11 protein-coding genes and 1 pseudogene are annotated in these 14293 nt (G+C 68.1%); 6 read left to right on the forward strand and 6 right to left on the reverse strand.

Going from position 1 to position 14293, the window contains the following annotated elements; genetic code table 11:
- Window positions 1-88 precede the first annotated feature (88 nt).
- The gene (gene sucB, locus BLS42_RS13470) at window positions 89-1852 is read left to right on the forward strand and encodes a 2-oxoglutarate dehydrogenase, E2 component, dihydrolipoamide succinyltransferase (RefSeq protein ID WP_090581949.1); all 1764 of its coding nucleotides are present in this window, start codon (window positions 89-91) and stop codon (window positions 1850-1852) included.
- Window positions 1853-2003: 151 nt separating this feature from the next.
- Window positions 2004-2354 carry a hypothetical protein gene (locus BLS42_RS13475; RefSeq protein ID WP_090581951.1) on the forward strand — a complete coding sequence of 117 codons (351 nt, stop codon included), beginning with the start codon at window positions 2004-2006 and terminating at the stop codon, window positions 2352-2354.
- An 84-nt stretch (window positions 2355-2438) separates the two neighbouring features.
- On the opposite strand, the gene BLS42_RS13480 is transcribed toward BLS42_RS13475, so the two are convergent.
- A complete protein-coding gene (locus tag BLS42_RS13480) occupies window positions 2439-2762 on the reverse strand; it encodes a VOC family protein (protein ID WP_090581953.1) in 324 nt (107 codons plus the stop codon).
- A 213-nt stretch (window positions 2763-2975) separates the two neighbouring features.
- Between BLS42_RS13480 and BLS42_RS13485 the strand changes: the two genes are divergently transcribed.
- The gene (locus BLS42_RS13485; RefSeq protein WP_090581955.1) at window positions 2976-3404 is read left to right on the forward strand and encodes an OsmC family protein; all 429 of its coding nucleotides are present in this window, start codon (window positions 2976-2978) and stop codon (window positions 3402-3404) included.
- A gap of 138 nt (window positions 3405-3542) precedes the next feature.
- Here the strand turns inward: BLS42_RS13485 and BLS42_RS13490 are convergent, their stop codons facing one another.
- Window positions 3543-7115 (reverse strand): S41 family peptidase, encoded by a 3573-nt coding sequence (locus tag BLS42_RS13490; RefSeq protein WP_090581957.1) that lies wholly within the window; start codon window positions 7113-7115, stop codon window positions 3543-3545.
- 73 nt (window positions 7116-7188) lie between these two features.
- On the opposite strand from BLS42_RS13490, the gene BLS42_RS13495 reads away from it, so the two are divergent.
- On the forward strand, window positions 7189-8082 hold the full coding sequence (locus BLS42_RS13495; RefSeq protein ID WP_090581959.1) for a TIGR01777 family oxidoreductase: 894 nt from the start codon (window positions 7189-7191) through the stop codon (window positions 8080-8082).
- Here BLS42_RS13495 and BLS42_RS13500 read toward each other — a convergent pair.
- The 4 genes from BLS42_RS13500 to BLS42_RS13515 form a co-directional block, all read right to left on the reverse strand.
- Complete coding sequence (locus BLS42_RS13500) at window positions 8079-9425, reverse strand: dipeptidase (RefSeq protein ID WP_090581961.1); 1347 nt, start codon at window positions 9423-9425, stop codon at window positions 8079-8081. The genes BLS42_RS13495 and BLS42_RS13500 overlap by 4 nt on opposite strands.
- Before the next feature lie 3 nt (window positions 9426-9428).
- Entirely contained in the window at window positions 9429-9875 is a 447-nt protein-coding gene (locus BLS42_RS13505) for a hypothetical protein (RefSeq protein WP_090581963.1), read from the reverse strand.
- Window positions 9872-11314 carry a glutamate/gamma-aminobutyrate antiporter GadC gene (locus tag BLS42_RS13510; RefSeq protein ID WP_090581965.1) on the reverse strand — a complete coding sequence of 481 codons (1443 nt, stop codon included), beginning with the start codon at window positions 11312-11314 and terminating at the stop codon, window positions 9872-9874. Before BLS42_RS13510 ends, BLS42_RS13505 begins: the two co-directional genes overlap by 4 nt.
- Window positions 11315-11614: 300 nt before the next feature.
- Window positions 11615-13309 (reverse strand): serine/threonine-protein kinase, encoded by a 1695-nt coding sequence (locus tag BLS42_RS13515; RefSeq protein WP_090581967.1) that lies wholly within the window; start codon window positions 13307-13309, stop codon window positions 11615-11617.
- 107 nt (window positions 13310-13416) lie between these two features.
- On the opposite strand from BLS42_RS13515, the gene lipB reads away from it, so the two are divergent.
- Both lipB and BLS42_RS13525 read left to right on the forward strand, forming a co-directional pair.
- Window positions 13417-14085 (forward strand): lipoyl(octanoyl) transferase LipB, encoded by a 669-nt coding sequence (gene lipB / locus BLS42_RS13520; protein ID WP_090581969.1) that lies wholly within the window; start codon window positions 13417-13419, stop codon window positions 14083-14085.
- A pseudogene (locus BLS42_RS13525) lies at window positions 14082-14293 on the forward strand (lipoyl synthase); the annotation flags it as partial. The gene lipB and the pseudogene BLS42_RS13525, both read left to right, overlap by 4 nt.

Consider the following 14293-nt stretch of genomic DNA (forward strand, 5'->3'; position numbering starts at 1 on the left):
TGCACCCGGCCGGAAATGCCGGGTGCACTAAGCTCGAACAAGGCAGCAATCATCCGCACTAAAGATCAATAAGGAGAACGGGGACGACATGTCTGAATCCGTTAACTTGCCCGCCCTCGGTGAGAGCGTCACCGAAGGAACCGTCACCCGCTGGCTCAAGCAGGTCGGTGACCGGGTAGAGGTGGACGAGCCGTTGCTCGAAGTCTCCACCGACAAAGTAGACACCGAGATCCCCTCTCCGATCGCAGGCGTGATCGAGGAAATCCTCGTCGCCGAAGACGAGACCGCTGAAGTTGGCGCCCCGCTGGTCCGCATCGGCACGGGCGACGCCGCCGCCCCCGCCGAAGAGGCACCGGCCGCCGCCCCCGCCGAAGAGGCACCGGCTGCAGCTCCGGCCGAGGAGGCACCGGCCCCCGAGGCCGAGGCTCCCGCCGCCCCGGCCGCCGCAGAGGCTCCGGCTGCAGCTCCGGCCGGCGAAGGACACGACGTCACGCTGCCGGCACTGGGTGAAAGCGTCACCGAAGGCACCGTCACCCGCTGGCTGAAGAGCATCGGCGACTCCGTAGAGGTCGACGAGCCCCTGCTCGAGGTCTCCACCGACAAGGTTGACACCGAAATCCCGTCCCCGGTTGCCGGAACCCTCCTGGAAATCCGCGTCAACGAGGACGAGACCGCCGAGGTCGGCTCCGTCCTCGCCGTCATCGGTTCCGGCGCCGCTGCACCGGCCGCACCGGCGCCCGCCGAGGCACCGGCCCCGGAAGCGGAAGCCCCCAAGCAGGAGGCTCCGGCCGCTCCCGCACCGGCAGCAGCTCCCGCTCCGGCTCCGGCTCCGGAAGCACCCAAGCAGGAAGCTCCCGCAGCCCCGGCTGCTCCGGCCGCCCCCGCACCGGCTGGCGCGGAAGCTGCCGCACCGGCAGAGTCCGGCTACGTAACTCCCCTGGTCCGCAAGCTGGCCAACCAGCAGGGTGTCGACATCGCGGCCCTGACCGGCACCGGCGTCGGCGGCCGCATCCGCAAGCAGGATGTGCTGGCAGCTGCCGAGGCGAAGGCCGCACCGGCCGCTTCCGCACCGGCGGCAACCACTGCGGCCCCCGCCGCATCGGCACCGGCCTCAGTTGCTGCGTCCTCGCTGCGCGGCACCGTGCAGAAGGCCCCGCGGATCCGCCAGGTCATCGCCCGCCGCATGCGCGAGTCGCTGGACATCTCCACCCAGCTGACGCAGGTGCACGAGGTCGACATGACCAAGGTGGCCAAGCTGCGCGCCAAGGCCAAGAACTCCTTCCAGGCCCAGAACGGCTCCAAGCTGACCTTCCTGCCCTTCATCGCCAAGGCTGTTGCCGAGGCCCTGAAGCAGCACCCGAAGGTCAACGCCTCCTACGACGAGGACAAGCAGGAGATCACCTACCACAACGCCGAGCACCTGGCGATTGCGGTGGACACCGACAAGGGCCTGCTGGTTCCGGTCATCTCGGACGCCGGCAACCTGAACCTGGCCGGCCTGGCCGGCAAGATCGCCGACGTCGCCGACCGCACCCGCAACGGCAAGATCGGCCCGGACGAGCTCTCCGGCGGAACCTTCAGCATCACTAACATCGGTTCCGTGGGCGCCCTGTTCGACACCCCGATCATCAACCAGCCGCAGGTGGCCATCCTCGGCACCGGCGCGATCGTCAAGCGGGCCGTCGTGGTCGCCGACGAGAACGGCGATGACTCGCTGGCCATCCGGTCGATGATGTACCTCTCCCTGACGTACGACCACCGCCTGGTGGACGGCGCCGACGCGGGACGCTTCCTGCAGACGCTGAAGGCACGCCTCGAAGAAGGCGCCTTCGAAGCCGACCTCGGGCTCTAGGGTCTAAAAGCACGACGACGGCGACGGCGGTGCGGGCGCCGGTGGGAAACCACCGGGGTACCCGTGCCGCCGTCGCCGTTTGCTGTTCCGTCCCGGGACGGCCCGGCGGGTCTTACTACAGTGCGTAGAAGACTCTGGCTACACTGATGCCATGAACATCGTCTATAACGTCATGGTCTTCCTGCACATCATCGGCGCCGCCATGATCGTCGGCATCTGGATCGGCCAGATGAAGAAGCCCACCGTCCACCCCCGCCAGTTCGACGGCGCGATGCTGCAGCTGATCACGGGCATCATCATGGTGGGTCTGATCCCGGCCCTGGACATGAACGCCAACTACGTCAAGCTCGGCATCAAACTCGTCATTGCCTTGATCGTCGGCGTCCTGGCCTTCATTGGCAGCCGCAAGTACAAGAAGGGCGAGCCGGTCAGCAAGGGCCTCGCGCACAGCGTCGGTGGCCTTGCCCTGCTCAACGTCGCGATTGCGACCCTTTGGCAGTAGTTTCTGACCAAAAGCGGCGGCGCCGCACCCCGGCCGGGGTGCGGCGCCTCTGTCGTTAAGGCGCCGCCGTCGTTAAGCGGCTTGTCAGTCGCCGGCGATGCAGAATTCGTTGCCCACGGGATCCTGCATGACATCCCAATGGAAGTCGCCTATGTCATTGCCCTCCACGAACGCGCCACCGAGGGACTCGGCGTGAGCGCGCAACGCCGCAGGGTCGGACCCATGGATGTCCAGGTGCAGGCGGCGCCTGCCTTCCGTGGGCTCGGGAACCTGCTGGAAGGCCAACTGCGGGGCTCCGGGGCCGGCAGGCCGGAGCCAGACAAACTGTTCGAAGCGCGACGAGACCGCCGTGCCCAGCAGTGCGGCCCAGAACTGGGCCAGGCGTTCGGCGTCGACGGCGTTGACCATGATTCGCAAGCGATGCGGGCCGACGGCACCACAGGCGCCTGCGCATCTTTGGTAATGTCCATGACGACACTGTACGGACGAGACCGCAGTTAGGTCACAATCCTCTGACAGCGGAACCCCCGTGCGTCGGCCGAGCAGAATCCCTAGGATTGATCACGGCAGGCTCCGGCATCTCGCCGGGTCCCTGATTCACAACGACGTCGAGGAGTGGACATGGCAACAACACGCACCGCACACACTGTATGGAATGGCGACCTGATGACAGGCGCCGGCAACACCACCCTGGACAGCTCCGGGCTGGGCAACTTCGACGTCACCTGGAAGGCGCGCGCCGAGGCCGCCGAGGGCAAGACCAGCCCCGAGGAGCTCATCGCGGCAGCACACTCCGCCTGCTTCTCCATGGCATTCAGCAACGGCCTGGCCCAGGCCGGCTTCACGGCCGAGGAGATCAATACCAAGGCCGACGTGACGTTCCAGCCCGGCACCGGGATCACCGGCAGCCACCTCACCGTCGCCGCGCGGGTCCCAGGCATTTCCGCAGACGACTTCCAGCGGCTGGCCGGGGAAGCCAAGGTCGGCTGCCCCGTCTCCGCCGCCCTGACCGGCATCGAAATCACCCTGGACGCCACCCTGGCTTCCTAGCTCCGGCCGCAAGTTCTAGGCCCGCAGTACAAGGGCCCCGATACACGGCCCGCAGTACAGCAAAGGCCCCCGCCCTCCTGGAGTGTCCAGGCAGGCGGGGGCCTTCGCTATAGGTCCCGCGCCGACGCGCGGGACCGCCTAGGCCTGGCCGGCCTGCTCCCGCGCAGGCAACGGTGCGGGCCGGACCCTGCGGTAGCCCTCGCGCAGCGGCGGACGGTCCGTGGGCAGTTCCTGGATCATTTCCTTCAGCGCCCCGATTCCGTATTCCAGCTGCGGGTCGGTGCCGGCGGCGTACGCGTGCGGCGGGAAGGTCACCTCGATATCCGGGGTGACGCCGAAGTTCTCCACACCCCAGCCCACTCCACCGGCGAACCAGGTGGCGTAGCGCGGCTGGGTGACGCCGGTGCCGTCGGCCAGCGCGAAGCGGTTGTCGATCCCGACGACGCCGCCCCAGGTACGGGTTCCGATGACGGGACCGATCCCCCGCAGCTTGGAGACCTGCGTGATGATGTCGCCATCGGAGCCGGCGAACTCGTCCGTGAGGATGATGACCGGTCCGCGGGGAGCGTGGTGCGGGTACGTCCGCGGCTTTTCCCCGCGCGGCATGCTCCAGCCGGTGACCTTGCGCCCGATGAGCTCGGCGACGAGCTGGGAGGTGTGGCCGCCGCGGTTGCGCCGGACATCGACAATCAGTCCGTCCAGGGCCGTTTCGGTATCGAGGTCGCGGTGCAGCTGGGCCCAGCCGTTGGCCATCATGTCCGGGATGTGCAGGTAGCCGAACGTCCCGTTCGAGGCTTCCCGGACGGTCCGCCGGTTGCCGGCGACCCATTCCTGGTAGCGCAGGCGCTCCTCGTCCTTGACCGGGACCACCGCCACGCGGCGCTGGGCGCCCGCGGCCGCGCCGTGGCCGGCGCCGTTGCGCAGGGTGAGTTCCACGGCGCGGCCGGCCGCACCGACGAGCTGCACTGCCGGGGTCAGCGTTTGGGTGAGTTCGACGCCGTCGATCGCCAGCAGGACGTCGCCGGGCTTGGCGTCGGCCCCGGGCCGGGTCAGCGGCGAGGTGGCCAGCGGGTCGGAGGACTCTCCCGCGAGGATGCGGGTGATTTCCCAGCCCTCGCCGGTGAACTCCAGATCCGCGCCGAGGCGCCCCTGGGGGCTGCTGCCGTTCTCGGTGACGGCCACGGGGCGGACGTAGGCGTGGGAGGTGCCGAGCTCGCCGTGCAGCTCCCACAGCAGGTCCACAAGGTCATCAAGGGAGCCGAGGCGTTCCACCACCGGACGATAGCGGGCGTGGACGGACTCCCAGTCCTGGCCGGCCATGTCCTCGGTCCAGAAGAAGTCGCGCTGCAGCCGCCATGCCTCGTCAAAGGCCTGGCCCCACACACTGAGCGGGTCCAGCTGCACCCGAATGCGGCCCAGGTCCACCTTGATGAGCTGGCCGGAGTCCTCCTCGGCCTTGGCGCCGGCGGGTGCAACCCGGATCTGCTTGTCCTCGATGAATACGATCTTTTCTCCGTCGCCGGAGAGCCGGTAGCTGTCCAGAGCCTCAACGATCGTGGAGGTGCGTCGCTTGGCCAGATCGAAGCGGACCAGGCTCGGCGCGGACCCCTTGTCCTCAAGGCTGGCCCGGCCTTCGCCGGTGGTGCCGGTAAGTTCGCTCTCAAGCCAGAGCAGGGCCCCGGCAGCGGTGGCGAGTGCGGAGTAGTTGCCTTGCGGCACCGGGACGCCGATGACGCGGTGGGCCAGGCCCTCGGCGTCGACCCGCACGGAAGGCACGGGCTTGGCGGCGGACTGCGCCCCGGGTGTAGCACCGTCTGTTCCCGCAGCACCGGCGTCGACGTCGACGTCGCCATCCTCAAGGGCGACGCTCGGGCCGAACGGGGATGGGGTGTCGGCGGCGAGGGCAACGAGGTACGGCTTGATCGGGCTCGGGAAGGACAGATCGAAGGAGTGGCCGTCGTAGACCGGATCGAAACTGCGGTTGGAGAGGAAGGCAAGGTATTTGCCATCCGGGGTGAACGACGGTGATTCGTCGCGGAACCGGCCGTCGGTGACATCAATGATCGCCGCGCCTGCGCCGCCGTCGATCCTGGTGATCCGGAGCCGGCTGCGGGACCCGAAGGACGTGACCGGCTCGGACCAGCCGAGCCACGCGGAGTCCGGGGACCAGGTGAATCCTTCAATGCTGCCTTCACCGATGCTGCTCAGCTGGGAGATCGTGCCCGTGCGGGTGTCGACAAGGTAGATGTCCCCGAAGGACGTGCCCACTGCCAGCCAGCGGCCGTCGGGGCTGGCTTCGATGGCGCTGGCCCGGCTGGGCCTGGGGAAGTCGATCCGGGTGACCTCGCTGGATGCAGGCGCAGCCTCCACGGCGGTGCCCGCATCGGCCGGGTGGGCCTGGGGGCCGGAGCCTGATGCGTCGACACCAGCCGCGGCCGGGTCTGCTGTGACCGGGCTGGACACGGTGCTGATTACGGCCGCGGGGGTTGATCCTGACCCGGTCAGCGCGGCAGCGGACACCGGCTTCGGCAACGCCGTGCCGGCGTCTTCGGACGGTGCTGCGGACTGAGCCGGCACGGCGGGCTGCGCCGCCTTGGTGGCTGCCGCCGACGCGCCAGCCAGGGGCGCCGCAATGGCTTTCAGGTACAGGGCCTCGACGCCGTCGTGGTCGGCGACATAGGCGATCCTGCCCTCGCCGAAAGGCCGGGGCAGCCGTGCCCGGACGCCCGGGGTGGCTTCGAGGACGCGGGACGGGCCATCCTTGTGCCGCAGCCAGTGGACGGTTCCGTGGGATTCGACGGCGCTGGACGCGCCCGTGCGGTCCGGGACGACGTCTCCGAGGTGCCGCGAGGGCTTTAGCGGGGCGGGGCGCCGCGCTTGCGAGGCCGACCCCAGCGAAATGTCGAGTTTGACGGCTTCCGCGTCGAGGCTGGGCAGCAGCCAGAGCTCGCCGGCCGACTCGAAGACGACGCGTTCCCCGTCGGTGGCGGCGTGGCGGACGTAGAAGTCCTCGTGGTCGGTGTGGCGCCGCAGGTCGGTGCCGTTAGGCAGTACGGAGTAGAGGTTTCCGTAGCCCTCGTGGTCGGACAGGAACGCGATCCGTCCCTTGACCCACAGGGGGTCCGTGAGGTTTCCGTCCAGCGCGGCGGCGAGCCGGACGAATTCGCCGTTTCCGTCGGCGTCGATCCACAGCTTGCCGCCGGCACCGCCGCGGTACCGCTTCCACCAGGCGGGCTCACGCGATAGGACGCTCGCGAGCACCACAGGGCGTTCGTCGCCGACGACGGGGCCGAAGGCCACCGACTCGACCGGGCCGAACGGGAGTTCCTGTGCCCAACCGCCGGTCACGGGGAGGCTGTAGGCGTGGGTGTGCCGGCTGTCCGACTGGCGGAACGCGCTGGTGACCAGGACGTCGCCGTCGGGCGTGAAGCCTTTGACCCGGGTGGAGCTGTGGCCGAAGTAGCTCAGCTGCCGGTAGCCGCCGCCGTCTACGTTTGCTGTGACGACTTCCGGGGCCGTCCCCTGGACGACGGTCCAGACCAGGCGCTTGCCGTCGGGGGTGAAACGCGGGTTGCGGGCCGGCAACTGCAGGGAGGACACGCGCCAGGCACGGCCCCCGCCCACGGGTGCAATCCACACGTCGTCCTCGGCCACGAAGGTGACCAGATCGCCGTGGACATGCGGGAAACGGAAGTAACTGGAGGGGGTCATCGTTCGATCATAGCCACAACGGCCCTGACGGCCCGGGAGTTTCGCGGCCGTGCCGGGCATGGTGAGATGGATCATGCGAATCCTCATTGCCGGGGCCTCCGGGCTGATCGGAACCGCCCTTTCGAGCGCACTGCGCAGCGAGGGGCACGACGTCGTGGCCTTGGTCAGGCGTGCCCCCGCGTCCCCAGCCGAGTTCCGGTGGGACCCGGCCGCCGGCCGGATCGACGACACCGCTATGAAGGGCGCGGACGCGGTGGTCAACCTCTCCGGCGCCGGAATCGGCGACCGGCCCTGGACCAAGGGACGTGTCAACGAACTCCGCAGCTCCCGGCTGGGGGCGACGCGCACCCTGACGTCGGCGATGACCCGGCAGGAGACGCCGCCCGCGGTGTTCCTGAGTCAGTCCGGCTCCAACTACTACGGCAACGCCGGACTGGCGTTGCTCCGGGAGAACGCCCCCGCGGGCAGCGGTGTGCTCGCCGGGATCTGCGCAGACTGGGAGGCCGCGGCGCATGAGGCCCCGGCCGGGGTCCGCGTGGTCACGCCCCGCACCGGCGTCGTCCTGAGCCGTTCCGGTGGCGCGGTGGGAAGGCTGATGCCGCTGCTGCGCCTGGGCGTGGGCGGACCGCTGGGCAACGGCCGGCAGTACTGGCCTTGGATCACGCTCCCTGATGTTGCCGGCGCCTTTGATTTCCTGCTCGCCAGCACGCTGGCCGGGCCAGTGAATCTTTGCGCCCCGGAAAGCGCGGACGTCAACTCGCTGATCGCCCAGCTGGCCGGGGCCCTGCACCGGCCGGCGGTGCTGCGCGTCCCCGCGCCGGTGCTGCGCCTGGTGATGGGCAAGCTCGCCGATGAGCTGCTGCTCTCCAGCCAGCGGATGGAACCGGCTGTCCTGAGCGCAGCCGGCTTTGAATGGCAGCACCCATCTCTCGCAGCGGCCGTGGCGTGGGTGGCGGCCCGGGGCTAACCGCGCAGCGCGGCGTACCGCTGGAGGAACAGCGCCAGGGACTCGGCCAATGCCTTGATCTCGCCCGGATCGACGCTCTCGTTCGGTGCGTGGATGAGTGCGAGCGGTTCCTCGACGCCCAACAGGATGATCTCCGCGTCCGGGTAGGTGTCGGAGAACACGTTGCAGAGCGGGATCGATCCCCCTTGCCCCAGGGTTGCCATCGGCTTTCCGTAGGCCTCCGACATCGCGGCGCTCATGGCCTCAAAGGCCGCGCCGCCGACTGCCGCCTGGAAGGGTGAGCCGATGGCCTCGAGGTCCACCGTGACGTGGACGCCCCAGGGTGCGGCAGCCTTGAGGTGGTTGACCAACGCCGAGTGGGCGTCGTCGGCCGCCATGCCTGGCGGGACGCGCAGGTTTAGGCGCGCGGACGCCCGCGGGACGATCGACGCCGTCGAGCCCGTTACCGGCGGGCAGTCGATGCCGAGCACGGTGATGGCCGGTCGCGCCCAGAGCATGTCGGACACACTGCCGTCGCCCAATAATGAGACTCCCTCGAGCACGCCGGCGTCCGCGCGGAACTGCTCGGGCGGATAGGGCGCGCCGGTCCAGGTCTGGGTGTTGTCCAATCCCGTGACCGTGGTGTTGCCGTGCTGGTCCCGCAGTGATGCCAGCATGGCGATCAATCCGGCGAGCGCATCGGGGGCAGCTCCGCCGAACATGCCGGAGTGGAGTTCTGACGCCATCGTCTCCACCGTCACCACAACATTGACCATCCCGCGCAGGGTCACGGTCGCCGCGGGGTGTCCCACTGCGGCGTTGCCGGTGTCGCAGACCAGGATGGTGTCGGCGCGGAGCAGGTCATGGTGGCTCGCGACGAACGCCTCGAGCCCACCGGTGCCCTGTTCCTCCGACCCCTCGACCACCAGCTTCAGGTTCACCGGTACGTCGTTGCCGAGCGCTCTGAGTGCGAGCAAATGGGCAAGGATGTTGCCCTTACAGTCGGCGGCTCCCCGGCCGTACCAGCGCCCGTCCACTTCGGTGAGCTCGAAGGGCGGGGTTCGCCATGCCGAATCATCGAGGGGCGGCTGTACGTCGTAGTGCGCGTAGAGGAGTACGGTCGGCGCATCGGGATTGGGTCCTGGCCTCGAACCGACCACCGCGTCGGAGCCGTCCGGGGTCCGCGCGAGGTGGGCGTCGGAAAATCCGAGCCCGGCGAACTTGTCCAGCACCCACTGGGCAGCCCTGGCACACTCCTCCGGCGGGAACTGCCGCGCATCCGCCACCGACCGGATGGCCACGAACTCGGCGAGCTCCTCCCGTGCCGGACGCATCAGATCGGTGATGCGGGCGCGCAGGTCCACGGCTCACGCACCACCCGCGTTTGAGGTCTTGAGGTCGTCGACGTACTGCTGGAATTCAGCGAGCTGGTCCGGGCAGTAGACCTTGATAATCGCGAGCTCGCCCTCGGCGATCCGGGCGTTCGCGATCACCGGCCTGTTTCCAGGCCCGGTCGCCCCGTTCGTCAGCTGGCTCTGGAACGTGGCCCTGCTCAGGGCGTCGTTCGGGTTCGCGCAAACCGCGCCGCCGTCGTCGCCGAGCACCCGGGCTATCTGCTCGCGCGAGGGTGCTGTCCCGCCGGCTGATTCGATCTCCGCTATCAGCTGGTCGGCCTTCGCCAGGGACTGTTGGGTCTCCCTGGCCGACCTGAAGTTCAGCAGAGCGACAACGGCGAACACCACGAGCAGGACCATGGCAACGATGTAGATGACCGAGCGGCTGCGCGTGGTCGAGGACTCCTGACGCGTGCTCATGACTCCGGGACCTCCGTCTGCGCTTCTTGGGCGGGCAGCTTCCAGGAGGGCTTGCGGAACCGGTAGAAGAGGAACGGCACAAGCAGGCCGAGCCCCAGTGCGCCGCCGCCGACGATCAGGAAATAGACGAGCGGATCGCCGTTGCCGAACTGCGACGGCGGGACGAACCCGACAAGCAGTGCGGCCAGGGAGGCTGCGAATCCAACGCCGCACAGCCCGATCAGCATCGGCGCCCTGTAGCCACGCGGGTGGTCCGGGTCGTTGCGGCGGAGCCGGACCGCGGCCACGAACATCAGCAGGTACATGATCAGGTAGACCTGCGTGGTGATCACCGAGAAAATCCAGTAGGCGCTGGAGACATCCGGGATGAGCGCGTAGCCGAGCGCGATCACGGTGGTGACGAGCCCCTGGACGACCAGGAGGTTCTGCTGGATGCCGTTCTTGTTCAGCTTTTGCAGGAACGGCGGGAGGTAGCCTTCCTGACGCGAGATCAGCAGCAAGCCCTTGGACGGACCGGCCAGCCACGTCAGCATGCCGCCGAGGGAGGCAGCAACCAGCATGATGCCGAGGATCGGCGTGAGGCTTTGCAGGTTGAACGACGCCAGCACCGCGTCGAAGGCCTGCATGACACCCGCTGTAAGGGAGAGCTCATCGGCCGGGACGATCCAGCTGATCGCCAGCGCCGGCAGGATGAAGATCAACAGTACGAGTCCCATGGCCAGGAACATCGACTTCGGGTACTCCTTGGGCGGGTCCTTCAGGGAGGACACGTGCACAGCGTTCATCTCCATGCCGCTGTAGGACAGGAAGTTGTTCACGATCAACACCAGACTGGCCAGCCCGGCCCACTCGGGGAAGAAGTTAGCCGCGGTCATCGGAGCGGCGGACGGATTGCCCTCGCCGAGGAAGACCAAACCCAAGATGACGAGCAGGGCGCCCGGGATCAGGGTGCCGATGATCAGGCCACCGCTGGCCAGGCCTGCCACACCCTTCGTGCCGCGGGATGAGACATACACGCCGGCCCAATAGAACACCACGATCACCAAGGCCGTCCACACGCCGCTGCTGGCCAACGCCGGGTTGAAGACGTAGGCGAGCGTGCTCGCGACGAATCCCAGGAGGGTTGGATAGTAGAAAATCGTCATTGCGAACTGGCACCACACCGCCAGGAAGCCCATCGGTTTGGAGATTCCGGACGATACCCAGTTGTAGACGCCACCCTTCCATCCGGACGCCAGTTCAGCGGACACGAGGGAGGTGGGCAGCAGGAAGACGATCGCCGGAACCAGGTAGAGGAAGACTGAAGCGAGGCCGTAGACGGCCATGGTCGGGGCCGCACGGAGGCTGGCCACCGAACTCGTGGTCATCAGCGCCAGAGCCACCCAGGAGATCCACACGGCCGGAGGCGCCTTCGGCCGGGTCAATGCCTGTTCACTCACTGAAGCCACACCCTTGGATGCCTCGTGGTCTGTGCCACGGGCCAGGCGGAGCTAAACCGCCTGGGGCGAGTAGTCGACGGTTTGAACATGCCCACTGCCCCCTTATCACACAAAGTGCTCGGTGCCTACAGCATGGACCTAGGAATTAGCCGGGAACAGTCCCCAACTCCCCTATACGTCAGGTCGCCGGGGTGCTGATTTGCGCGGTTTCGGGCCCGCTTCCACAACAAATCGGTGATCAGGCACTCGCAAGCAGCGGTCTCGCAGGGAGGGTACCAACGGGCCGCCGACGGCGGAACCCTAGCCGTGCCCAGGCACGGGTCCTGGGGGAAGAACGTCGTGGATCCGCCAGCGCCCGCCGACGGGCACCAGGACGAGTTGAAGCTGCTGCCCGGAGGCGGCGGGAACCTCAGCCACCAAGGCGCCGTTCCTATCGACCTCCTGGTAAGCGGACCACTCCGCGGTGATGGCCACCACGGCCCTGGCGGGGCTGCTGTCCGCGGTGGTTTCGATCCGCGTCAATGACGTCGAGAATCCGGCCAGCACATGGCCGGACCCGCTGAGCTGCGTTCTGATCCGCGCGTCGGCAGCGGCGGCGGCAGACTCCGGGGCGTTGACGTCGTCGAGCAGACTGAAGTCCCCGGAGTTGAGCGCGAGCGAGCGCAGCCGGGCGAGACCGCGGACGGCCTCCGCCGGATCCGCCGAGGCCAGCAGCGCCTCCAGATCCGGGAGTACCGGGTTTGCCCCGCCGTCGGCCGTGACCGGCGGCGTTTCGCCTGCCGGGCCGTCCGGACGCTCCGCTGACGTCCCCTCAGCAACGGCAGATCCTGATGGCACCGGCGCGCCGTGGTCCGCACTGTGGTCCGCATTGTGGTCCGCGCCCAACCCCGGAAACAGCGCGGCGACGGCCTCGCGTGCCGGACCGCCGGAAGTCAACAGCCAGGTGCCAGACAGCAGGACCACGGCTGCGAAGATGAGCGAAAGGACCCGTCGTGCGTGGCGCTTTCGGAATCCGCGATGGAGTCCGGCCGCCATCTGGTGCCGAAGATTCCCGGGGCTGCGCATCCTCGACCCAGGCTGCACAACCCGGCGGGTGAGCAACTGTGGAATGACCGTCGGGTGGGCAGTGACAGAAAGGTCCACGGGTTCCGCCGCCGTGCTGCGATAGACCGCCGCGGCCAATTCGGCGGCCGAGGGCCTTTGCCGCCGGTCCTCGTCGAGCCCGGCCTCCAGCGCGGCGGCCAGCGCCGCCGGTACGTCCGGCACCAAGAGCGGCAGAGGCGGGCGCCCTGCGCCCGGGACCGGCGCCCGGCCCGTCAGGCAATACCAGCCCAGGGCCGCCAATGAATAGACGTCGCGCTCCGGCTGGAGGCCCGCCCTGACGGCATCCACCGGCGCCGGATCGGAAAAGCCCTCGGTCCCGGCGACGTGGGCTGCCCCCGCGTCGGCCACCATCCGGGCTACGCCCACATCCGCCAGCAACGGTTTCCCATGCGCCGTGAACAACACGTTGCCCGGCGAGACATCGCCGTGGGTGAAACCATGCGCATGCAGGTACTGAAGAACCTGGGCAATGGGTGTCAGGACCGTCACCGTCTCCCCGGCACCAAGTTGTCCACGGCCCGCGATCAGGTCCGCGACTGATCCCCCGGGCGCATAGTCCAGCACCAGGCCCAGGGCTTCCTTTCCGTCCGGCCCGGACCGCGGCCCGTGAAGGCGCAGCACGGTGTGGGCCCGGAGCAGGTGGTCGTGGTCCAGCGCCGAGAGGATCCGCACCTCCCGGCGCATGGCCTCTTCGGCCTCCCGGTCCGGGATTCCGCCGTCGTCCTCCCCTGCCTCTCCCCCGGAGTCGAAGCACTTGAGGGCGAACTCCCGGCCGGTTGACCGTTCGGTCACCAGCCACACGGCGGCTGTGCCCCCGCGCCCCAGCAGGCGTCCGACGTCGTAACCGGGAACCTCGGGGGCGGCGCAGCCCGCGGCAGGGAGATCTTCCATACCCAAGAAATAGCCGATTGCGCGGAATCGTGCAGAAGTTATCCACAGGCATGAGAGCTTAAGCACACAAACGCTTGCTGGGTGCGGCGGGGTCTAAGCTTGATGCCATGACTCTTGAGTTCAAACAGCTGGGTCTCGCCCCGGACTTCATCGATTACACGCGCGGCTGGGACATCCAGCGCGAATTGCATGAAAAAGTCCTCGCCGGCACCGCGCCCAGCACTGTACTGCTGCTCGAGCACTCCGCGGTCTATACCGCCGGCAAGCGCACCGAAGACCACGAAAGGCCCTTTGACGGAACTCCCGTTGTGGCCGTCGACCGCGGCGGCAAGCTCACGTGGCACGGCCCCGGACAGCTCGTGGGCTACCCCATCATCAAGCTCAAAAACAAGGCAGGCATCCGCGACTACGTGGAGCGCCTCGAAGCCGTGATCATTGCCGTCCTCGCGGACTACGGCATCGACGCCGTACGGATCAAGGGCCGCGCCGGCGTCTGGATCGAGCAGGACGAGAAGGGCCCCGACCGCAAGATCGCAGCCATCGGCATCCGCGTCCACGACGGCGTCACCATGCACGGCTTCGCGATCAACTGCAACAACGATCTCGCCCCCTACGGCCAGATCATTGCCTGCGGCATCAGCGACGCCGGAGTCACCACGATCGCCCAGGAAATTGGCAGGGACGTCACGCCGGCGGACCTCGTGTCGCGGATCACCGAAGAACTGCGCGAGAATGAACAAGCCCTAGTTGCAACCCCAGAAGGAGCTCTACTGTGACACTGGCACCAGAAGGCCGGAAGATGCTGCGCATTGAGCAGCGAAATGCGGCCACACCGGTGGAACGGAAGCCGGAATGGATCAAGGCCAAGGTCCAGATGGGCCCCGAGTTCGTCCAGCTCAAAAACCTCGTCAAGAAGGAAGGCCTCCACACCGTGTGTGAAGAGGCCGGCTGTCCGAACATCTTCGAATGCTGGGAAGACAAGGA

The organism is Arthrobacter sp. ov407, from assembly GCF_900102895.1.
Taxonomy (GTDB): domain Bacteria; phylum Actinomycetota; class Actinomycetes; order Actinomycetales; family Micrococcaceae; genus Arthrobacter.